A 23,953-nucleotide genomic window follows, 5' to 3' on the forward strand; every position below is an offset into this window, starting at 1 on the left:
ACAAAAACACCCTTTGCCTCAATAAGGCGAATTGTTCAGGACCCGAGATTCTTCTTTAAAATACGCCCTGGATTATGGGCGCTTAAAGAATTCAAGCAGAAGTTGCCAGAATCAATTGTTCCAGTAGTAAGAGAATCGAAGAGATCTGAATATGCACATTCATATTACCAAGGTCTCTTGGTTGAAATTGGGAATTTGAGAAAGTTCAATACTTTTGTACCGAGCCAAGACAAAAATAAAACATTTTTAACGAAGCCTCTTTCCGAATATGTTACGGTTCATAAAATTTATCCTTTCAGCTATGATCACCTTGTTAAGCGAGTTCAGACAATTGATGTTGTGTGGTTCAATGAGAGAAAAATGCCGGATTCATTCTTCGAAGTTGAACATTCCTCCGATATTAATAATTCGCTTCTTAAATTTATCGAACTTCAAGACCTCAACGTGCACTTCAGAATTGTTGCCGACAAAAACAGAAAGAAAGAATATCACTCCAAATTATCCAACAACGCATTCAAACCTATATCGGAACGGGTCAGATTTATAGATTATGAAACACTTTCAGCACTACACTCAAAGACCATTGAAATTAGTTTGTTGCAAGAACGTATCTAACCATCTTGCTACAAGGGCATTTTATGAAAAAAGTAAATACAAAAGAATTACTAGAAATAATGATAAACTTGCAAAATCGTACCATAGAAGCTTCCCTCAACAACGGTATATTCAATGCTACTCATTTTCTTAGATTCGGTGGACGTAAGTTATACGACTGCGGTATTGATAGTGCAGACATATCATGGAATATCGATGAGTTCTTGAGGCACTATCCACAGGCTTTCTGGGAGATAGAACAAATTGTTTAAAGATTTAACTAAAGATATTAGGAGTACAAGTTAAATGCGAACATTACTTAAAAAGAAGAATTGGAAGAAGGAATTTGATCAGATCAAGGATCTTGAGTCGTTTACAGAATTCTTTTGTGAAAATGAAGATGCGTGGCTACAATATTCTGATTGGGGCCCAAAAATTAGAGCAGTTTTTGGGTCATATAAAAACGCTGTTCTACTATTCCAGGCTATCAATAATTCGCAACAGAAGGTTTAGTATTGATAAATCGTTCTCGAACGTTGCCTCCGGAATGGCTTTGCATTGAAAGAGGAAATTATTAAGACTCAGCACAATACAAAATATGCTCAACGCTGGAAAGCTAAGGCGAAGAGTTTTAAGTTCTATCTCATAATGCACGAACACTTGTTTGTATTTCGAAAACCGATTGCGGATGAAGACTTATCAAGAATTCGTTATAGTATTCTCAGGTGAGGGCAATGCGCCTAAAACGCCTAACAACTACGCCCCCACATTTGATGAGAACTAAAAAGTTGCTCAATGTTTTTTACCGTCCTGACTTGTCGGGAGTTTGCAGCTTAAGCTGCAGGAAATGAGTTGATGATAACGGCTTCCGCCGCATCTTTTTGTAGCGGCAAAAGCAACTCCCGAAGGGTCGCCTTCGGCAGGCGTTGTTGCCGCACACGTTAGCGACAATTTTTGTGCTGCGAACAAACGGCATCACAAATTCAAAGTGTCAGCAAGTATTAACCAAAAATAAAGTGACATCAAATGGATAAAATTTTCGGCTACTTTGACGATAGCGGAAACGAACTTAACCCTGACTTAATTCCGAAACCCCAACTTTGTCTAAGTTGCAAGAAGAATGACGAGCAAGGTGAAGAAGAAATACTTTGTAACTTAACACGGCTTGACCAGAGAAATTCAGATGAATTTATTTGTCACGCATACGACAAAATAACTAACTAAAAATACTTCACTATGGCAAACTTAATTCTAAAACTTGGCGACATAGACCGCAAGATTGACAAGCAAGAAGTTGTTCGCATCGCCAATGAAAACGGTCAAGTAGTTATATTGACAGCAAGAAATACGACTTGCTAACAGTTTACATTGAACTTAAACGGTATGAAACATATTTGAAAACGCTCATTGACAAAATCAAGAAATACACCCTCGTTCAAGCAAGCGTCCAAGTTGCGCAGACAAATAAGCAAGAGAATACCAATAGAAAAACCTCCTCATATTCAAATGCGACAGTTGCAATTTCAACAAGAACTGTCTGGGATTTTTCCTTAGACAAACTTTGGAAAGAACTTGACGATAAAATCAAAGAGTTGACGGAAAAGAAAAAGGAACGAGAAAAATATTTGAAGGCGCACTCCAAACCTACGTCAATCGTTGACAAAGAAACGGGAGAGATAATTGAGAAGTCCGAACTTCCAAAAGAAATAAATCGTGGACTGATTATACGACTATGAAAAGTAAAACTGCAACTAACAAAAAGATTAAACGAAAATATTTTTTGGCAGGGTTGATAAGCAAGATGAAAATGAGAGCAAAAAATTTACTTTCGTGCAATGCGACACTGACGAGCAATGAACCCCCGCAAAAAAATAGTCCGTTAGTCCCTGACCGTTAGCGGCATTGTTGTAAGCCACAGCAGGCAATGAACATAAATAGAAATGAAACATTTTAAACTGACATTAATTGTAATTGGACTTTTTCTTTTCGGGTGCAACCAAACCGACAATAAAAATACATCAACAACAGATGAAAAATTGGTTGACACAACAGATGACCAAAAACTAAAACAAGAAATGTTTGACGACATTGAAGAATTTGACGACAACAAAATGACATTTATCAAGAACGTAATAACATTATTCAAGGAGGGCAACATTGACAGCATTTCTAAAGTAGTTAATTATCCGTTAACGAGAGAGTATCCGATACCAAGTGTAAAAAACGGAAAAGAATTAAAGATGAGATTCAATGAAATATTTGACAAATCACTTACAGACAAGATTTCAAATTCAAAAGTGGAACAATGGTCTGAAATTGGTTGGAGAGGTATTATGTTAGACAATGGTGCTGTTTGGATAGATAGCTACGAAGGAAAAATAATAGCAGTGAACTATCAAAGTGAGTTTGAAAAAAATCAAATTCAAGCATTAATTGAAAAGGAAAGAGAAAAACTGCACAACTCGTTAAAAACTTTTCAAAGTCCAACATATAAAATAATCACCAAAAATTATCTTATCCGAATAGATAAATTATCAGACTACAAATACAGATATGCTTCTTGGAAAATTGGCGAAAAAGAATCGTCAAAACCTGACTTAATTATAAACAACGGAGAATTAGAGTTTCAAGGGAGTGGTGGTAACCATGTTATTACTTTTACAAACGGTATCTATACATATAAAATTTACAGAAATATAATTGGAACGGACGACACGCCAGAGATTACTCTTGAAGTTGAAAAAAATGAAAAATTGATTTTAACAGAAGATGGTAAATTAATTATAGAATGAAAAAACAACGAACCGCTAACACGGGTTTTGCGTAATGACGGGTGCAGTGGAAAATTGAAAAGTAATTCTTCTATTCAGGTTCAGTGCTTATTGAGAGTTTTGTGCTTCAAAACCCGCTCGAACCTGCCTGCCGCCAGGCGTAATGCCCGAGAACGTTAACAGCAAGCAAAACAGACACCTTACATATGGATACAAGCGATTTATCAACAGAAGCATACGATGGTATTTTAATCCAAGCCGAACAATTGACTCACGATTTAACTTTGCGTTACGGCTTTCTATCTTATGACCGTAAAAATGAGACTGAATACATTGAGAAAGCTGAAAAACTAACTCGGAAAATAATGGAAGCCGATGACAATGAATTGGATGACTTATTTTGTGGAACTCCCCCAGATAAAGAAAGATTAGATTCTACATTAAAAACAATATTGAAAAATATCGCAAAAGTAAAATCTATTCCGATGGAAAAACGTAAATATGATTTTTAATTTTAACAGTTGCCAATGATTTTATATCTGATTGGGATTAGTTGTGTTGGAAAAACAACAATTGGAAGATTATTAGCTGATAAAATTGGTCTCAAATTCTACGACTTGGATATTGAGATCCAAAATTATTACAAAAAATCCATAGAAAGGATTCAAGATGAATGTTTTTCAATGAATGAGTACAGAGAAAAAGCAAGCATAGTTTTAGACAGTCTGTTTTCCAAAGACACTGATTCCGTAATTTCAGGGACACCATCAGGATTAAAATTTTCGTATCTTCAGGTATACAAAAAACACAAAGCTGCTAATGACTTGTATTCAATCTATATAAAGGATTCGTTTGAGAATGTATTAGGCAGATTAACATTTTATGACAAAGACTCAAATCCTATTACGGTAATAATGGATAAAACAAGGAAAAGAAGATATTTAAAAGAGATCAAAGCAGATTATAACTATTTTAAAGATTCTTATAGCCGAGCAGATTTTACTATTGATATTAACAATGTCTGTCTGAATAACATACCAAACTTAATAGTAAATGAATTACAAAAGAATAAAAAATTGAAAATTGCCAAACACAATGTAACCAATGGCGGGCGTAGTGGTAACTTGGTTGGTTCTGCACTGCACTAAGATTTGTAACGAAAGATAGTGGTGCCCCTCCCCACAAACCGCAAATGGACATATTACCAAACCCATAATCGATAAATCGGAATCAGAATGACTAGCGGGTCGTTTACTTCAAATCAAACCGGTCAAGATTCATCACCTTATTCCAGGCTGCGATAAATTCCTCAACAATTTTTTTTGCATCATCCTGTGCATAGACTTCTGCAAGAGTATGAAGCTGTTATTTGTGAGGGATAAATTAACTCGCAGACTAAATTGATAATTTATTGCTTCATGAAAAATCCCGCTGAAAAATGATCCACCCATAAAAATAAATGAGCCTGCTCTAAAAAGGTCATCCGTTAGCTAATGGATATAAATTCGTCTTACATTTTAGAAGAAATTCGAAGCATCTTCCATTTTAAGATACCTTATTAGACTTGTCTGCCGATAGGCATGATTCGACTCATAAATCTCTCTCCTGTTTTGTGCATTGCAGCACCCAACAATTAAATTATTTTCATTATCTGCTTTTGAGTATCATTTAACCGTAGGAGTTTAGTTTTAATGTGCTTTGATTTGGGAAGCGTATTTGTAGTTGGAGTATTGCTTTATTTCTTCAATTGATTTTTCAACGCTTATACAAAATTGATTTTTTTCTAACACTCTCTCAAATTCTTTGTAGACTGGATAAGCCGTAACGCGAATGCAAATATGTATGATTTTATATCTTTGATAATGACGTTTTGTGCTTCGCATCGAGATTCGTGAAACTACATTGTGTTTTATTAAATTTAATTCTTTCATAAATTAAACTATGAATCGACCCAATTTCTCGTCTTTTCCCGAGTTGACATCTCAAAGGTTTTGCTTACGTCAAGTTGTAAGAGAGGATGACAATGAAATATTCGCACTCCGAGCTGATAAGAATATTGCGAAATATCTAAATAGACCAAGAGCTCAATCTGTTAATGATGCCAGAGAGTTCATAAAAAAGATTAATTCAAGTATCTCAGAGAACGAACTGACTTATTGGGGAATAACTCGGAAGGGAGAAGATAAATTACTCGGTACGATCTGTCTCTGGAAAATCTCAATTGAACACTCAAAAGCAGAAATTGGTTTTGAACTGCTTACAACTCAACAAGGCAAGGGTATCATGCAAGAAGTGATTCCCAAAGTGATTGAGTTTGGATTTAAGAATTTAGGACTGAGTATTCTCGAGGCCGAAGTAGCATTTGATAATATTAAATCGATTAAACTATTAGAGAAGTTCGGCTTTAAGCCTTCAAAGTCGTTGAAGAACACGCTAATTTATGAGCTGTTAAATTCACACAAGGAAGCAGATAAATGAAAATTTACTTCTTAATAAATTAAGTTGTTAATTATTGTTTGCATCTAACTTTTATTTTTAGAGATTTCATTTGAATGTTAGATAGTCTTTTCTTAATATGAACAAGGAAAATTCCCATGAAAAAAGTTATAAATGAAATAGAGCGCCTTCGGGAATGTTTTTGAATTTTTTTTATTTTTTCAACCAATGAATACTATCAATAAATTTATTATACAACTTTTATTCATATCTCTTTTTTTTAATATCTCATATTCAAGTCAGATTGATAGTCTTAAAAACCTTTTAGAAAAATCAACTGGAAAAGAACGCATTGAGCTGCTTATCGAACTTGGTGAATTAATAGTCAAACCACAGCCAAATGAAGCATTAAAATTGGGTAATGAAGCTCTGGAATTATCATTAAAATTAGATTCTCGGTCGTCGATTGCTTCATCCAATCAATTGATTGGGAAGGCTTATTACCGATTAAAGATATATGATAAAGCAGAACAGAACCAAAAAATTTCATTTCAAATTTTCAAATCTCTGAATGATTCTGCAAAGATGGCGGCTTTGTATGACAATCTCGGAGATACATATGAAAAAAGTGGAAGGATCGACAGTGCAATATTAATTTTTGAAAAAGCTCTGATGCTGTTCAAAGCAGTCGATGATAGAAAAAATGAAGCCCTTTCTAATTCAAGTCTCGGTATGCTCTTTTGGAGAAAAGGTCAAAATTCTGAAGCTCTGAAGTATCATTACAGAGCTTATGAGATACGAAAAGAACTCAATATTCAGTCAAGTATAGCAATGTCTGCTAATAATATTGGGGTAGTTCATTGGCGGTTGGGCAATTACCAAAAAGCATTGGAACATTATACCGAATCGCTATCGATTCGTGAACGCATTGGAGACAGTACTGGAATAGTAGTGACAAGCAACAATATTGGTTATATATATCTCAAATTAAACCACTTCGATAAGGCACAATCTGGATTCGAGAAATCGCTGAAGGCCTCAAAAGAATTGGGATATACTTTCGGTGTTGCATATTCTAATCATCTACTAAGCATTTTATATCTTCAGCGGAAGGAATTTCAGAAGTCAATACAAGCGAGCCTGGAAGCAATTACACATTATCACGAAGCATATGAACTGAATTCAGTCGCCTATTCAATGATCTATTTAGGTGAGGCATATGCAGGTTTGGGAAATTTCAGTAAAGCAAAAGAAATATTCTATGCCGCCTTAGATACTGCACGGAAAGCAAATGATAAATTTTCGCTCGCAACTACTTACTATTCTTTTGCTAAGATAAATTATGAGCAGGAGGATTTGACTACTGCAAGAAAAAATTTAGATAATGCACTTGAAATCGCTTATCAAGAAAATTTTATTGACTTAATTATAGATGGCAGCTTTCTTTATTCAAGAATAATGAAAAAGGTTGGCGAGCATGCAAAAGCATTAGAATACTATGAGAATTATATGCAGGCTTTGAATAACTTACGACTTGAACAGCTAAGCACTAATGTGAGCGAATGGGAATTAAAATATCAAGAAAATAAGAGAGAGTCAGAGCTTTATAAGTTACGAGAGGATAACAAACTTAAAGAAGCTGAAATAGAAAAAGAAAAGATATTTCGCAATTGGCTTGCAGTCACTTTGCTGATCATGGTATTGTTTGTACTTGGCCTATTGCGCTATTATTACTTCAAGAGAAAAGTATCTTCACAACTTTTGCAGCAGAAAGATGAATTGGAGCGGCTTAACCAGAAACTTTCTCAAATAAATATTTCACTTGAAGAAGATGTTCGAATGAAGGACAGATTGTTTTCGGTTATAGCCCATGACCTCAAAGGACCTTTTAATTCATTGCTTAATTATTCGGAAATTCTGATCTCAGAAACTGATAGTCTAACAACTCAGCAGATCTCGGATTACAGCAGGATCGTTTATAAAGCATCCAAGGTGTTATTGGAAGTTACTGAGAATCTTTTACATTGGTCAAGACTCCAGGTGAAAAAACTTGCGGTTCGAAAAGAGACTGTAGATTTATACGAACTTATCAGTTCGGTTATTGATTTCGAAAGTCAGTATGCGAAGAGTAAGAATATAGCTATACTGATTATTTCCGATCAAATTGTCCATTTCAAATCGGACAGGGAAATGCTTCATACTATATTGAGAAATTTGATTTCAAATTCAATTAAATTCAGTCATCCTAATAGTAAAGTTACGATCAAACTATCGAAATATGATCGTTTGGTTGAAATATCAATTCAGGATAATGGTGTTGGGATCGCATCAGAACGGCTAAACCGAATTTTTTCTGTTGATGATATGGAGTCAACCCTAGGAACTAATAACGAAAAAGGAACCGGGATAGGACTTGTAATTTGCAAAGAATTTGTCGAAGCTCTCTCAGGAACTATCAAAGCTGCTAGTGAAGTCGGTGTCGGTTCGACATTCACCATTTCCTTCCCAATTGAATAATCAATTTGTTATAATAACTTTTTTATTTGAAGTATTGTATGAGTACTTCCAATTGAATATTTTGAATTGAATTAACAAAAATCGGATTTAGATCTAATAATGAAACATGAAGAAAGATATTTTGACGGACGAAGAAATGCTGAAATTCTAAGGCGATTGAAAAAGAATTATCCTGACTCGGAAATCCAGCTGGAGTTTAACGATCCATTTGAACTGCTGATTGCAACGATTTTATCCGCTCAATGTACTGATGAACGGGTAAACATCGTAACTGAGAAATTATTCAAAAAATTAAAGACTCCTCATGACTTTATCGAAATAAGTAAGGAAGATTTGGAAAAAGAAATTTTTTCAACTGGTTTTTATAAACAGAAAACTAAAAGCATTAAAGCCTGCTGTAAAGAATTGATAGATGAATACGGTGGCAAAGTTCCTTCAGATATGGAATCATTAACAAAACTTCCTGGAGTCGGAAGGAAAACTGCTTCAGTGGTTCTTGGTAATGCATTTAACACCCCTGCTTTTGCCGTTGATACGCATGTCAAACGACTTTCAAAACTTTTCCACTTCGTCGATACTGATGATCCAGAAATAATTGAGTATGAGCTGACGAAAATTATCCCAAAGAAAGATTGGGTGAAAACTTCGCATAGAATCGCAAATCATGGAAGACATGTTTGTAATGCCAAAAAACCTAAGTGTGAGATTTGTTTTCTAAATGATATTTGCCCATCTGTGATTGTATAATGTAAAATTTATAATTGAAAATAAAATAAAGATAAAAAAATTTTGGAATAGTGGAATGAATCGAGAGCAAGCAATCGATATCCTATTTGAATACACTAAAAGTGATGCATTGAGAAAGCACGCATTTGCTGTTGAGGTATGTATGCTTGCTTATGCCGAAAAATTTAATGAGGAAAATGAAGAATGGAGTGTCACTGCAATCCTGCACGACTTTGATTATGAAATGTATCCAACAGCTCCAGAACATCCAAAGAAGGGGGCTGAGATTTTAGCCGAGAAGGGAGTAAGTGAAAAGATCCGGCGTGCAATACTTGGTCATGCATCATATACAGATGTTCCGCGGGATACTTTATTGGCAAAGTCGCTTTTTGCTTGTGATGAATTAGCGGGCTTCATTACCGCTGTCGCATTAGTAAGACCTAATAAAACTGTCGAGGAAGTAGAGGTAAAATCGGTTCTTAAAAAAATGAAGGATAAAGCATTTGCAAGAAACGTAAGCCGGGAAGATATAATTCTTGGAGCTGATGAAATAGGGATTAAACTCGATGATCACATTCAATTTTGTATCGATGCAATGAGGAAAAATAAAGAGTTATTAAGATTATGAAGAAACAATTTTTTGCATCCAATGTTAAATAACTTGACAAAACTTCAAAAAAGTATTTATATTTGTGCCGAACAAAAAAGGAAAATGACTATTTAATCTCTTTACGATATAATTCAAACAAATATATCAATTGACATAAGAATGTATTGTAAAGAAATTAAAAAGGGGAACCGGGTGTTCATGAATTTATGAACAGTCGGTTTTTTATTATGAAAAAAGTAATCTTTCTCCCAGTCTTATACGTTATCCTCATCTTTGCCGGCACTATCAATGCAGCTGATGATATTAAGGTTCTGCTATCATCCGCAAGAGGGATAACTTTTGAGTTTACTCCTCAGTATATAGAAGACATCACTAAATTAGAGAGTAAACGAAATGAGATTCTTCCTTTATTTAGGAAAGCATCCAGCGCTGATTTTAGAAATGCCGGTTCGTTGGATTATCGTTACCGTTCACAAAATATAGGTTTGCAGTCGCTTTACGGTAATGTTGTTTCCATTATTTCAACTGAGTTTGTAGATATTCAAGGTACTAAACTTAAAACTGTACCTTATTTAGTTTATGAAAATGGTTTCTTAACCGAGAGTGAAGTTGCATCAGCGTCGTTTCAACCGAATTTGACCGATGCACCGGCGATTGCTCAATTAGAAGAAGTTGGATTTCTTAGAGATCAAATCATTGGAACTATTAAAATTTTTCCTTACCAGCAAATTACATCACAAAATCTTGTTCGCATTTTCAAAAAGATTGTTGTACAAGTAACCTATGGACCTATGAGCTCAGATCTGTCTTTGACTGGAAAATCTACATTCGTGGTGGATGACCTATTGAACTCAAATGTTGCATGGAATTGGACTTTTGAAAAAAGAACTAAGAACTTTAAGAAAGTAACAAATAGTGTTCTTAGCAGTGGGAACTGGTATAGAATAAAGATCACTGATGAAGGCATTTACAAAATGGATAATGCCTTTTTGAAAGCAAAGGGTATTGAACTGGGTGGAGTAGATCCACGTACTATAAAAATTTTCAATAATGGCGGAAGAATGCTTGATGAGCGTCCGGAACAGCCCCGTACAACTGATCTAATTGAAAATGCGATACAAGTTATCGGTGAGGATGATGGTAAGTTTGATAACTCAGATGCAATTGTGTTTTATGGAAGAGGAACAAAAAGTTGGGAGTATAATAGTTCGTTAAAAACTTTCTCTCATTACTTTCACAGTTATTCTGATAACAATTATTATTGGCTTAGCTGGGGTGGTTCAAATGGTAAAAGAATTTCTCTAAAAGCGTCGTCCACCGAACCGGCAACTGAAGTAGTAAATTCAGTTACTGGATTCATACTAAATCATGAATTCAAAAAGAAAGTTTCAAAAACCGGAAGAGAATGGTTCGGTGATGAATTTAATGATAGGACTAATTATAGAGTCTACACAAATAAATTACCTGGCTTGATTCCTGAACAAACAATATCGTATAAGATAAATGTTCTATCACGTGCTCCCTCCATTGTAACTTTTTCAGTTGACGAAAATTCTTCTCTGCTTGGATCGATTCCGGTAAATCCAATTTCCATCGATGATGGAATTGGATATTATGCTCAAAAAGCATCTCGGACTTTTACACGTAGTTCAACACTTCCTGATAGTCGAAGTGTTTTGCGATTAACTTACAATGTTACTGATCCAGTCGCCAATGGGTATCTTGATTATTTTGAAATTCACTACCCCAGATCTCTGAGTGCAGAATCAGACAAAATCATGTTTTTTTCTCCTCTTAAAACTGCTGTTAATGAATACCGCGTCGGGAATTTCAGCAGCAGTGAGATAAACATATTTGATGTGACTGATTTCAGCGATGTTAAATTCATCGGCGGCGGGTCTGTCAGTGGAATGCAATTTAATTTCAAAGCTAATGAGTCTGAAACTAATCCATCTCGATATTATGCCGTTGGAAAAAATGGTTTCACAAATCCGGTAGAAGTTGTGAAAATCAGCAATCAAAATTTACACGGCTCAACCGAGGGAGCTGAATTTATAATAATTACTCCATTAGAATTTAAATCTCAAGCGGATAGGTTGAAGTCTTACAAAGAAACTCGAAAGAGACATCCTATTAAAACGACAATCGTAAGATTAGAAGAAATTTATAATGAGTTTAGCTCAGGAATTTTAGATGTCTCTGCCATTCGAGATTTCTTAAGATTCGCTTATCAGAATTGGACAGTCAAACCTGTTTATGTTTTGCTGTTTGGCGATGGTGACTATGACTATCGAAACATCGAAGCATATGGAAAAAATTTCATTCCGCCGTATGAGACACAAGAAAGTCTGTTTCTAATTTATAGTTACCCGACAGATGATTTTTATGCAAGGATAATTGGAAATGATTTGAATGTCGATCTTGTGATGGGGAGAATAACATGCCGTTCCACTGAAGAAGCAAAAACCGCGGTCGATAAAATTATCAGCTATGAGAATACACAAGATTTCGGTCAATGGAGAAATTTAATTACCTACGTTGCAGATGATGGAAAAACCACAAAAGGAGATGATGGCGATCTGCACACTTCTCAAACTGAAAGGTTATCACGTGGTACGGTAACTGCTCCAAAGCATTTTGATAAGAAGAAGATTTATTTAATTCAATATCCGACTGTTGAGACCGCAAGCGGCAGAAGAAAACCGGATGTGAATAAAGCGATAGCTAATGCCGTGAATGAGGGGACTTTAGTTTTGAATTTTATCGGGCATGGCAATCCTGAAGTTTGGACACACGAATTCGTATTTGAAAAAGCGATTTCGATCCCGCAGTTCAAGAACAAAAATCGATTGTTCTTTCTCTCTGCGGCAACTTGTGATTTCGGTGAGTACGATAATCCTGCAAGTCAAAGTTCTGCTGAGCTGTTGCTTATAAAAGATGATGGCGGAGCGATTTGTGTTTTCACCTCTGCACGGGCAGTGTGGTCTCACTTAAATGCCGAACTCAATGAAGAACTTTTTACGAAAATGTTCAATTGGCGTAACTCAAATTCAACTCAGCCAACGATTGGGATGGCATATTTTCTCACAAAGAAAAATCGAATAGACGATAATGATCAGAAGTATCATCTTTTTGGTGACCCGACAATATTCTTGAATGTTCCAATTCACATTGCAGGTGTGGATTCAATTAATTCAAGATCGACTAATGCAATTGTTGAGATCAAGTCTCTTTCAAATACCTCTCTTGCAGGAGTAATTAAGGATTCGACTGGAAATGTATTGACGAGTTTGAGTGGTGAAGCATTGATCACCGTATACGATTCAAAAAGATTTCAGGAAATACCAGAATGGCCTTATTTTAATGCTTTCTTTGGGGGTATTGAACTCTCAGGCGGAATAATATTTCGCGGCAGAAGCATGATTAGGAATGGAGAATTTAAATCTGAATTCGTTGTGCCGAAAGATGTTTCATATGAAAGCAATCGAGGCAAAGTTACGGTTTACTTCAGTAGTACAGATGTGGATGGTTTTGGAATGACTGAAAACATCAAAGTCGTTGCTGCCGATACAATTAATATTACTGATAAGCTCGGTCCCAAAATTGACATCTTCTTTGATAATGATGCTTCTTCAGGAGCTTATCTCGTTGGAACTTCGCCAATGCTTATTATCAAATTAGAAGACGAGACTGGTATAAACACAACTGGTACCGGAATTGGGCACAAGATGGAAGCTGTTTTGGACGAAGATATCACCAACCCAATTGATCTAACAAATTATTTTCAAGGTGCATTAGATCAAGGAAATAAAAAAGGGGAAGTGAAATATCAATTGAGTCAGCTTTCCCAAGGCTCGCATCGGTTAAATGTTACAGCATGGGATGTTTTCAACAATCCATCAGCATTATCGACTGATTTCGAAGTGGTCGGGGATAATATTGTAACCATAAGAGACGTATTTAATTATCCAAATCCTACGGCTGGAAATACAGTCTTCACATTCCAACACAATTTTGATAAGCCTGTGAATTTTAAGATTAAAATTTATACAATAGCGGGCAGACTGATTCAGACCATTGAGCGAAACAACGCAGTTGAAAAATTTATAAAAGTCTCTTGGGATGGAAGAGATGCTGAAGGAGATCAGCTTGGTAATGGTGTTTATTTGTATAAAATAATAGTAAATTCGCTCGATAATAATTACAAAAACGAAGCGATTGGTAAATTAGCAATAGTAAGATAATAGTTTTAATCATCGGAGGATATAAATTAAGATGAAGATATCATCAAAAATATTAATAATCGTTGCGCTCGCAGGATTATTTTTTCAAACAAATTCAGTTTATGCACAAGGCGAAGCTGCAGTACCATTTTTATTATTAGCCCCAGATTCGCGGGCTGGCGGCATCGGTGAGTCAGGCTCAGGATTGGCGGATAACTCGGCGGCAATTTTCTGGAATCCAGCAGGCATTGCATTCTTAGATGGAACAGAATTAAGCATCACGCATTCAAATTGGCTGCCTCAATTCAAGCTCGATTTGTTTTACGACTACTTGACGTTTCGACATTACTTGCCAAGCATTAGCGGAAGCATTACATCAAGTGTGACTTACATGAACTACGGTGAGTTTGTTCGAACTGCATCTAATAGTCCCGATCCGATTGGCACATTCAGATCATTTGATGCTGCATTAACTTTTGGTTATGCGACAAAGCTTTCTCCCTCGTGGGGAATTGGTGGAAATCTTAGATTAATCCACAGCCGTCTTTCAGACAAAGGTACAGAATTAGAAGAAGGTAAAGGTGTTGCAACTACTGTAAGTTTTGACGTTGCTGGAATGTGGAGACCTCAAAATCTTCCAATTCCTTTAATTGGAAATCTTGGTAAGAAACTGAGCATAGGAATGAACTTAAGTAATATCGGACCAAAAATATATTACATTGATCAAGAACAGGCAGATCCGATCCCGACAAATTTCAGACTTGGCATGGCGGTGCGTTTGCTCGATTTAGATTACAACTCTCTCACTTACACAGTTGATTTCAGCAAACTCTTGGTTGATAAGGGAAAAGCATTTCGCGGTACTGTCGATACAACAGCCGCACCAGTAAAGCGTAAGGAATTTTACGAAACAATTTTCACTGCTTGGGCAGATCAACCATTTAGAGAAGAGTTAAGGGATATAGTCACTTCGATGGGACTGGAATATTGGTACGGTATCCCTGGCGAATTTATGTTTGCAGTCCGTGCCGGATTCTTTTATGAAGACCCGGACTATGGAAATAGGAAATTCATCACACTCGGAGCTGGAATTCGTTATGAAATGTACGGGTTCGATTTCAGTTATATTACTACTTCAGTATTCAAAGGAATGGAAAATCATCCACTTGCTGAAACACTCCGATTCACATTGCAGATCGGCTGGGGTTCGATTCTAAAACCATCTAAAGGATTTCCTTCAGGGATTTGATCGTTGGAATTAAGTTGTTAGTATGAAAGTCATGTTCAATTGTCCGAGCATGACTTTTATTTTTTTAAGAAAGCTTTCATTGATAGGATTCACAAAGTTTCAAAGTATGAAAAAATCAGCGTTTGTTATTCTGCTCGTCGTTTATAATCTCGGATTCTCACAATCACTAGTTCAAAAAATAAATCCTTCACAGGGTATTTATCAGCCAAAAGCTTTTATTTCAGATTCTGTAGTATATAATTTATTAGCTGTTATGGTCGAGTTTGCAGCCGACAAAGATGCTGCAACATACGGAAATGGAAAATTTGGTTCCCACTATTCAAAAGATTATGGGAATAGAATTATTGATCCTCTTCCTCACGATAATAGCTACTTTGAAAATCATCTTAAATTTCTTTCAAATTATTATCGAAAAGTTTCCAATGGAAAAGTTATTATAAACTTTCTCGTTCTCGATAAGATCGTTGAATTGCCGGAAGTAATGAGTAAATATTCACCTCCAGCTGGCTCAAGCGACCTGAAAAATCTTGGGAAACTTTTTGAAGAAGTTTGGAAGAAAGCAGATTCGTTAAATCCTGGTTTTGATTTCTCAAAATACGATGTATTCACGATTTTTCATGCTGGAGTTGGACGCGATATAAATTTAACTGAGAACTTCAATCTCGATAAAGACATTCCTTCGGTTTTTTTGAATATAAAAACTCTAAAGGAATTTTTTGGAAGTTCCTACGATGGAGTTAGTGTCGGATTGTCATCATTTAAAATTAAAAATTCGATGATAATTCCCGAAACTGAGAGCCGTGAAGTTTTTTCATTTACTGGAACAGCTTTACTCGAGTTAAGCATTAATGGACTGATGGCTGCAAGTTTTGCAAGTTACATTGGCTTACCTGATTTATTCGATACGGAGACTGGACTGACCGCTATTGGAAGATTCGGATTAATGGATGGACAAGCAATGTTCAATTATGGCGGATTGTTCCCGCCTGAACCATCAGCTTGGGAAAAATGGTATCTCGGTTGGATAAAATTCGATGAATACGATCTTTCACAGAATGGAATAAGTGTACTTACGTCTTTATCGTCTTCTGACAGAAAAAAAACTGCAATAAAAATTCCGGTCAATCCATCAGAATATTTTTTGGTTGAAAATCGCCAGCGTGATGCAGCAGGGAATGGAATCAAAATAAAAACAGTCATTGACGGTTCAATAATTGAAAAAATATTTCCTAAAGACACAACTGGATTCAGATATTACCAAATTGATTCTGTTGATGGCGTTGTAATTGACGTGGATGAATTTGATTGGGCTTTACCCGGCTCTGGGATTTTGATTTGGCATATCGATGAGAATATTATTGCTTCGAAATTAATTGATAATAAAATCAATGCGGATAAAAATAATCGCGGCATCGACCTCGAAGAAGCTGATGGGATTCAAGATATTGGCGTACAGTTTACAACAATCTTCGGGGATGTTGTGGTTGGAGATGGTGAACCAAACGATTTTTGGTTCAAAGGAAATTCGGCTAAACTTTATAAGAATGAATTCAGTGGAACGAGTCTGCCGAATTCCAACGCAAACAGTAATGCACCAAGCTATATTAAGTTGAATAATTTTTCGAACAATGGTAATTCAATGACTTTTGATTTGAGTATTGGAAGCGATGAGATAAAACAAGTTTATAAAACAAAGGTCGCTGATAAATCAAGCAATTACTATCTATTACCAAATTTTTTGACTTCAAACAGAGTTTATTATTCAAAGGATAATTTCTTCGGTTACTATGATAAAAATTTACAGCAGAATATTCCTATTACTAATCAGCTTAAAGGTAAACCTCTTAGTTTTATTTTGAAAGGAATTGGTCTCAGCGAAAAACATCACTTTGCTTATTTAGAACCTGATAGTTTGAAATTAATTTTTGTGCAGGATTCTGTTTTTACTGTCTCCTCATTCTCAGTAGGGCAAAAACTCGGTTCAAACTTGATTGCTGTAGAATACTTAGTATATTCAATCCCAGTACCCTATGGTAATTTTCATTTAGTTTTTGATGACTCCTTAGGAAATATTTATCGATTTTCTCCAAATGATTCAACTATCACAAGGATAGTGAATGGAACTGGACAGATTGCTGATTTATCCTTTGGATTTAATAGTCTTTCATATGTAACATCAGTTAAAATAAATAATGCTCATTTGTTAAGGTCCGCCCATCCCGTACAACTCGGAAATCTGATTGATAATGCTATATCACTTCCTGGTGTAGGAGACCTTCTTCCAACGAATGATGTGAAATCAATTATATTATACAAGGGTGGAGAGATAGAAGTTTTTGACCGAAATGGTTCTGTTACCAATTTCAAAATCAATTCTTCAAAAGATGTCACCTCGTTCTCTCTTGGCGATATTAAAAACGATGGAAATAATTATATAATTGTGAATGCCGGTGATAAAATCCTTGCTTATAATAATAACGGGCCCCTGGCTATGAATTTTCCTATCTATCATCCAACGAAGAAAAACTTTGTGGGAAACGTTTATTTAGCTGATTTGAATTCGGATAAAACTCCGGACCTGATTGTCGAATCCGAAGATGGACAGTTGCTTTGCTTCGATCCGCTTACCGGGAAACTGCTTAATGAATTTCGAGTTTCACTCGGTGTTGGTTCAAGGAATTCTTCTGTTTTAGTCAACGAGAATGGAAAGTTGTATTATCATACCGTCAGCGACAGCGGTTGGTATCAAGTATTTCAACTCAGTTCATCGGAAAAAGAAATTCACTGGAACGGATTGAAAGGGAATTTTCTCTCCCAGAATTCATCGTCTTTTCCAAAAAGTAATTTGAGGAAACAAGAATTCCTTTCGAAGAACCTTGTTTATAACTGGCCGAATCCAGTCTACGATGGAAAAACTAACATCAGATATTACGTCAGTGAGGATGCGAAAATTAACATTAGAATTTTTGATCTCGCTGGAGATTTCATTACCGAACTGAATAACTCAGCCAAGGGTGGAATTGAATCTGAAACAGTCTGGGATGTGTCGAATGTTCAGAGTGGGATATATCTTGCACGCGTTGAAGCTGTTGCTGGAATAAAAAAAGATTTTGCGATTATTAAGATTGCGGTTATAAAATAAAAAACTTTTCACCACAGAGGACACAGAGAGCACAAAGTCAGAAAAAGTATTGAAAGATATTAATAAAATAAGTTATGATATCATTGGATTTGCGATGAAGGTTCAATCCGGACTTCAACTCTTCATCAATTTCAATGTGAAGCTATTAAAGGAAGGAATTAGACGATTTGTTCTTTAGTCATTTACATATTGCTCTGTGCAACTCTGTGGTGAAAATTAAGTGTTTTCTTCACCACAAAGTTCACAAAGAAGCACAGAGAATATTATTTATCTTATTAATTATTTTCTCATTCAATCTTGGATTCGCTCAATTCAACGAGTATCATCCGGAGGTGAATTGGTTGACGATTGATCGTGAAAATTTTGCGGTTCACTTTCACGATGGAGCTGAACGCACGGCAAAGGTTGTCGCAAAAATAATGGAAGAGATTTACGAACCACTGACTTCATTTTATGGATACAAGCCAGATAAAGTTCACTTTGTAATAAAAGATATAGACGATTATGCAAATGGAGCGACATATTTTTTTGATAATAAAATTGAAATCTGGGCATCTCCATTAGATACGGACCTTCGTGGAACTCACAACTGGCTTCGCAATGTAATCTCTCACGAATTCACTCACATGATCCAGCTTCAAGCTGCCATGAAAGCACCGCGTACTCTGCCCGCACTCTATCTTCAATGGTTGAACTATGAGGACGAAAGACGGCCGGATGTTTTGTATGGTTTTCCGAATATGATTATTTCGTATCCAGTTCCAATGATCAATGTTCCCCCATGGTTCGCTGAAGGGACTGCACAATATATGCGAAAAGAATTCAACTATGATTTTTGGGATTCGCACCGAGACATGATTTTACGTGAATACGTAATGAATGGACGAATGCTTACATGGAATGAAATGAGTGTATTCGACAAGACGAGTCTCGGCAATGAATCAGTGTATAATTCAGGATTTGCGCTTGTTAAATACATCGCTGAAAAATATGGTGAATCAAAATTAATTGAGATTAATAACAATCTTCGCTCCGGCTTTTCGTTTACAATCGATGGTGCGATTAAAAAGGCGATTGGAATTTCCGGAATTGAACTCTACGAAGAATGGCAGGATTATTTACGAAATGATTACGAGCAACGGACACTGAACATCCGAAAAAACTTAGTTGACGGCGAAAAAATTGAAACGGAAGGATTTGGAAATTTTTATCCTACTTATTCACCTGATGGAAAAAAGATTTACTATATATCAAATAAAGGTGCCGATTATTTCATCAGTTCTTTATATGAATATGATGTTGAGAAAAAGAAATCAAAATTGATTCAAGGGGGCATTGGTTCCACTCTGGCAGTTAGCAATGACAACTTGAAACTTTACTACTCCAAGTTAACAGAGAAAAATAAAAATTGGGTAAGCATTCACGATATCTATGTTTACGATTTGAAAACTGAAGAGGAAACAAGATTAACCTTTGGGATGCGTGCAAATAATCCTTCACTTTCGCATGATGGCAGTAGGATTGTTTTTATCTTTCAAAAAGATGGAACCATAAACATAGGAATAGTCGATACGGAAGGGAAGAATTTCAAAGTCATTACTTCATTTTCTAATGGGGAGCAAGTTTTCAATCCAAAATTTTCACCGAATGGTGAATTTGTTGTTTTTGATTATTCAATGAATAGCAGCCGAGATATCGCAAGAATTAATACTGATGGAACCGGTTTTCAATTTCTATTGAGCTCCACTCAAATTGATGAAAGAAATCCTGTAATGCAGAATGACAGCACATTAATTTATTCGGCAGACGAGAATGGAATATTCAATCTTTACAGCATTAATTTGAATTCGAATAATAAGAGACAGTTAACAAATGTTCTCGGAGGAGCATTCATGCCGTCGCCTTATAAATCAAATAAAATTGTATATGCAGGATACGAATCGACTGGTTATAAAATATATGAACTGCAAAATACGAACGAAATTGATCTTTCAAATTTTAATTATTTACCCAAAACTGTTGGTGATGGATTAAATAAAAATACTAATTCGTTGTCGGGAGCTGAATTTAACTTTCAGCGATTGAAAAACTTTGATGATCGAATTACCCCAGATTATGAAATAAATAATTATAAAGGCACATTCACAAAGCTCGCAATCATACCTTTTATTAGGTTGGATAATTACAGCAAGAAAGCAAAAGGAATTGAATTGTTAAAACCTGGAGTATATTTCTATTCAAGCGATATGCTTAACCGTTTCAACATTTTCGGAAGTGCCGCTATCAATACACGTTGGGAAAGAGATATTTTTGCATCACTCGAATATCGCGATAGAATTCCAGGACTATTTTCACTCGGTTTGAAACCGGAAATATCTTTGCAAGCGTTCAATGTCAGCAGAACAAGTGAAAATGTTATCGGTTTGTTTCCGGATACTGTCGGTGGAATTATTAATTATGGTTTGAAAATACCAATAGAAGTTGGCTACAATCTCTTAGAATTTGATTTTATTGCCAAGCATCCGATTTTCTCAAAACTTCACAATCTTGAGCTTAAAGTTGTGTATAGCCGTTATGAGGCGATCATTGGAAGCTTTTTGCTTCCAGGTAATTTACTATATCCAACAACGCGTGATGTTTATTTGAAAGGATGGAATGTTGGACTTGCATACCGCTTGGAGAATTTTGACCGTACGAAAGATATGGAAATAAATCCTTATGGAACTAAAATCGATTTTCAATACGAGTACTCAATAAATGATTTTAATCCTGAAGAATTTTATGATGAGAATTCAGGCACACTGGTAACTCGATTTGAAAAGACTAATTTTAATCGATTCGAATTGAATTTACTTCAGGCAATGAAATTACCTGGCTGGAAACATTCTCTCACTGTTCAGCTTCGCGGTGGGACGATTTTAGGTCCGCAGACAGATGATTTCTTCGACTTTTATCTCGGTGGTTTAATCGGGATGAAAAGTTATCCATTCTATTCAATCAGCGGTAATGAATTCGCTCATGTTAATGTAACTTATAGGTTTCCTGTTTTTGAACATATCGATACGCGCCTTGGGCATTTATACATCGATAAAATTTATGCTTCTATTTATGGCGATTTTGGGAATGCATGGAATGGAACTAGTACAAAGTTGAGTGATTTTAAAAAGGGAATTGGTGGAGAACTTAGGTTACAACTGAATTCTTTTTATCTTTTCCCTACGAGCATCTTTTTCAATGCATCATATGCTTTCGATGAGTTCCGAAGAGAAAATGCGTTTACTAAAGAAACAATCAGATACGGAAAAGAATGGCGAATGTATTTTGGAATTCTATTTGGATTCGAATTTTAATCATGAATTTAAGTTACACAAAACGGTCATTCTGACTTTTCAGACAAGTCTGAATCCGTTTTTATAAAATGAAGAAATATTTAATTGAATTTAGAACCTACTGAGACCCGTTTATGAAAAAACTATTTGTTGTTAGTTGTTTGCTGCTCATCACTCAATCGATATTCGCACAAAGAATGAGCGAGAATTATTCAACCGGAAACCTAAGAACTGATTTAAATGCAAATTTTAACTATCAAGCGCTTGATACAAAAACTATGTCAGTTTCGTCAAGTGAAAAATCTGTATTTCTAGCTGGAGTGCTATCGGCCTTGATTCCCGGTGCTGGCGAAATTTATTCGGAAAGTTATATCAAGGGGGGAATATTTTTACTGATTGAAGCCGCTGCCTGGTATTTTAATTTTTCTTACATCCAAAAAGGGGATGATCAAACAGTTGTTTTTAAAAACTTTGCTGATTCATATTGGAGTGTCGTTCGATATGCTGAATGGCTCAACAGATTTGCAGCGGATCTTGGCGGGACAAGCAGTATTCTTATTAATCCTGATTCATCGCTTAATCCATGGAAGCGAGTGAATTGGGATGAAGTTATTGCAGCGGAAAAAAGTGTCAAAGAGTTTTCGCATACACTTTATCCGCACGGGCATCAACAGTATTATGAATTGATTGGAAAATATCCTCAGTACAACAAAGGTTGGAACGATGCTGATCCAAATTCAAAAAGATATTACGATAATCTTTCTGCAAACTTTCTCCATTATTCCGGACTCCGAGGGAATGCAAACGATTATTACAACGTTGCGGCTAAAGCAGTCTTAGCAGTTGTTTTAAATCATGTACTGAGCTTAGCAGATGCAATCTGGACAGCGAATAGTTATAACGCAGAATTAAAAGCAAACCTAACAATGGAAAGATTGGATTTGGGATTATTCACAGAATATTATCCGCAGTTAAATCTGAAGATTGCCTTTTAATTATTTGATTTTAGTACCACTCTTGAATATATTTTGCATTAATGAAAATACCAATTGTTGTAATTGTTGGAAGACCGAACGTCGGCAAATCTACGTTGTTCAATCGGCTCGTTGGTAAGCGCGATGCTATTGTCGATAAAGTAAGTGGTGTGACGAGAGACCGTAATTACGGCGAAGTTGAATGGTGCGGGAAAATATTTAATCTTATTGATACCGGGGGCTTCGTACCTGACTCAGAAAACGTATTTGAGCAAGCCATAATTGAACAGGTTGATGCTGCAGTAAAGGAAAGCGATTCAGTAATTTTTTTGCTCGATGTTATAGATGGCGTCATGCCCGTCGATAAGTTAATTGCAAATCACTTGCGAAAATCTCAAAAGCCAGTTTTTATTGTGGCAAATAAGACTGACTCTGCAGAGCGAGAGAATTTAGTGCCGGCATTATATGAGTTAGGATTTGAAACTGTTCACAATCTATCCGGTCAGTTCGGAAGAAATGTCGGTGACTTCCTGGATATTCTCACAAAAGATTTTCCGCTAAATACTGACTTAATTTCTGAAACTTCATCCATACCAAGATTTGCAGTAGTGGGCAGACCAAACGTAGGGAAGTCATCTTTCGTAAATGCATTACATGGGTATGACAGAAATATAGTTACGGACATTCCAGGTACAACCCGCGACTCAATTGATTCCACACTTAAGTATTACGGAAAAGAAATAATTTTAGTTGATACCGCAGGCTTGAGAAAACGCAGCCGAGTTGATGAGAATATAGAATTTTACAGTGTCTTAAGAACATTGAAATCACTTGACAGATGCGACATTGCTATTGTGTTAATTGATGCAAACTTTGGAATTGAAAAACAAGACATGCGGATTATTAATGAAGCTGTCAAACGAAAACGAGGAGTTATTATTTGCATCAACAAATGGGATTTGGTAGAAAAAGATGATAAGACGGCGCAACAATTAGAAAAAGCATTGAAGATTCAACTTGGTGAATTGGATTACATCCCAATAATTTTCATTTCGGCTCTTACCAAACAGCGGATTTATAAAGTGATAGATTTATCATTAAAAATCTTGGATGAAATGGGAAAAAAAATTTCAACGAGTGAATTAAATGAGTTTATCGAAAGGACATTTAGGAATATTTCCTTACCCTCTACAACAACTGGAAAAGAGGTGAAGATTAAATATGGTATTCAGATTAAATCGAGCCCTCCAATCTTTTCTTTCTTTGTGAATGATCCTAGATCGATACAAGAAAACACAAAAAGATTCATCGAGAACAAAATTAGAACAGAATATGGTTTCGAAGGAGTCCCCTTAACATTACTTTTTAAGAATAAGTAACTC

General features: G+C 35.8%; 19 protein-coding genes. 18 read left to right on the plus strand and 1 reads right to left on the minus strand.

Going from position 1 to position 23,953, the window contains the following annotated elements:
- The first annotated feature begins 102 nt into the window (after positions 1-102).
- The 8 genes from FJ213_04380 (at position 103) to FJ213_04415 (ending at position 4,513) form a co-directional block, all read left to right on the plus strand.
- Positions 103-615, plus strand: coding sequence for a hypothetical protein (locus FJ213_04380; protein ID MBM4175395.1), 513 nt, complete (start codon positions 103-105; stop codon positions 613-615).
- A gap of 23 nt (positions 616-638) precedes the next feature.
- On the plus strand, positions 639-866 hold the full coding sequence (locus FJ213_04385) for a hypothetical protein (GenBank protein MBM4175396.1): 228 nt from the start codon (positions 639-641) through the stop codon (positions 864-866).
- A gap of 34 nt (positions 867-900) precedes the next feature.
- Positions 901-1,107, plus strand: a complete 207-nt coding sequence (locus FJ213_04390) for a hypothetical protein (protein ID MBM4175397.1) — start codon at positions 901-903, stop codon at positions 1,105-1,107.
- Positions 1,108-1,620: 513 nt separating this feature from the next.
- On the plus strand, positions 1,621-1,818 hold the full coding sequence (locus tag FJ213_04395; GenBank protein ID MBM4175398.1) for a hypothetical protein: 198 nt from the start codon (positions 1,621-1,623) through the stop codon (positions 1,816-1,818).
- 170 nt (positions 1,819-1,988) lie between these two features.
- The gene (locus tag FJ213_04400) at positions 1,989-2,330 is read left to right on the plus strand and encodes a hypothetical protein (protein MBM4175399.1); all 342 of its coding nucleotides are present in this window, start codon (positions 1,989-1,991) and stop codon (positions 2,328-2,330) included.
- A gap of 339 nt (positions 2,331-2,669) precedes the next feature.
- The gene (locus tag FJ213_04405) at positions 2,670-3,386 is read left to right on the plus strand and encodes a hypothetical protein (GenBank protein ID MBM4175400.1); all 717 of its coding nucleotides are present in this window, start codon (positions 2,670-2,672) and stop codon (positions 3,384-3,386) included.
- Between the two features lie 185 nt (positions 3,387-3,571).
- Positions 3,572-3,877, plus strand: coding sequence for a hypothetical protein (locus FJ213_04410; protein MBM4175401.1), 306 nt, complete (start codon positions 3,572-3,574; stop codon positions 3,875-3,877).
- A 15-nt stretch (positions 3,878-3,892) separates the two neighbouring features.
- Complete coding sequence (locus FJ213_04415; protein ID MBM4175402.1) at positions 3,893-4,513, plus strand: hypothetical protein; 621 nt, start codon at positions 3,893-3,895, stop codon at positions 4,511-4,513.
- A gap of 540 nt (positions 4,514-5,053) precedes the next feature.
- Here the strand turns inward: FJ213_04415 and FJ213_04420 are convergent.
- Entirely contained in the window at positions 5,054-5,296 is a 243-nt protein-coding gene (locus FJ213_04420) for a hypothetical protein (GenBank protein ID MBM4175403.1), read from the minus strand.
- Between the two features lie 10 nt (positions 5,297-5,306).
- Here FJ213_04420 and FJ213_04425 point away from each other — a divergent pair, with 10 nt between their 5' ends.
- The 10 genes from FJ213_04425 to FJ213_04470 all read left to right on the plus strand — a co-directional run bounded on the left by FJ213_04425 (position 5,307) and on the right by FJ213_04470 (position 23,950).
- Positions 5,307-5,843 carry a GNAT family N-acetyltransferase gene (locus FJ213_04425; GenBank protein MBM4175404.1) on the plus strand — a complete coding sequence of 179 codons (537 nt, stop codon included), beginning with the start codon at positions 5,307-5,309 and terminating at the stop codon, positions 5,841-5,843.
- A gap of 186 nt (positions 5,844-6,029) precedes the next feature.
- The gene (locus tag FJ213_04430) at positions 6,030-8,318 is read left to right on the plus strand and encodes a tetratricopeptide repeat protein (GenBank protein MBM4175405.1); all 2,289 of its coding nucleotides are present in this window, start codon (positions 6,030-6,032) and stop codon (positions 8,316-8,318) included.
- A 99-nt stretch (positions 8,319-8,417) separates the two neighbouring features.
- A complete protein-coding gene (nth, locus tag FJ213_04435) occupies positions 8,418-9,065 on the plus strand; it encodes an endonuclease III (GenBank protein MBM4175406.1) in 648 nt (215 codons plus the stop codon).
- Between the two features lie 55 nt (positions 9,066-9,120).
- Positions 9,121-9,672, plus strand: coding sequence for an HDIG domain-containing protein (locus tag FJ213_04440; GenBank protein ID MBM4175407.1), 552 nt, complete (start codon positions 9,121-9,123; stop codon positions 9,670-9,672).
- Positions 9,673-9,860: 188 nt separating this feature from the next.
- Positions 9,861-13,898: a type IX secretion system sortase PorU gene (gene porU, locus FJ213_04445; protein ID MBM4175408.1), complete on the plus strand. Its 4,038-nt coding sequence runs from the start codon at positions 9,861-9,863 to the stop codon at positions 13,896-13,898.
- A 31-nt stretch (positions 13,899-13,929) separates the two neighbouring features.
- Entirely contained in the window at positions 13,930-15,126 is a 1,197-nt protein-coding gene (porV, locus tag FJ213_04450) for a type IX secretion system outer membrane channel protein PorV (GenBank protein ID MBM4175409.1), read from the plus strand.
- Positions 15,127-15,148: 22 nt separating this feature from the next.
- Positions 15,149-18,268 carry a T9SS type A sorting domain-containing protein gene (locus FJ213_04455; GenBank protein MBM4175410.1) on the plus strand — a complete coding sequence of 1,040 codons (3,120 nt, stop codon included), beginning with the start codon at positions 15,149-15,151 and terminating at the stop codon, positions 18,266-18,268.
- A gap of 215 nt (positions 18,269-18,483) precedes the next feature.
- The gene (locus FJ213_04460) at positions 18,484-21,618 is read left to right on the plus strand and encodes a biopolymer transporter Tol (protein ID MBM4175411.1); all 3,135 of its coding nucleotides are present in this window, start codon (positions 18,484-18,486) and stop codon (positions 21,616-21,618) included.
- Between the two features lie 113 nt (positions 21,619-21,731).
- Positions 21,732-22,592, plus strand: a complete 861-nt coding sequence (locus FJ213_04465; GenBank protein ID MBM4175412.1) for a hypothetical protein — start codon at positions 21,732-21,734, stop codon at positions 22,590-22,592.
- Between the two features lie 47 nt (positions 22,593-22,639).
- Entirely contained in the window at positions 22,640-23,950 is a 1,311-nt protein-coding gene (locus FJ213_04470; GenBank protein MBM4175413.1) for a ribosome biogenesis GTPase Der, read from the plus strand.
- The last annotated feature ends 3 nt before the right edge of the window (positions 23,951-23,953 follow it).

The sequence above is a fragment of the Ignavibacteria bacterium genome (assembly GCA_016873845.1).
In the GTDB taxonomy this organism is placed as follows: domain Bacteria; phylum Bacteroidota; class Ignavibacteria; order Ch128b; family Ch128b; genus JAHJVF01.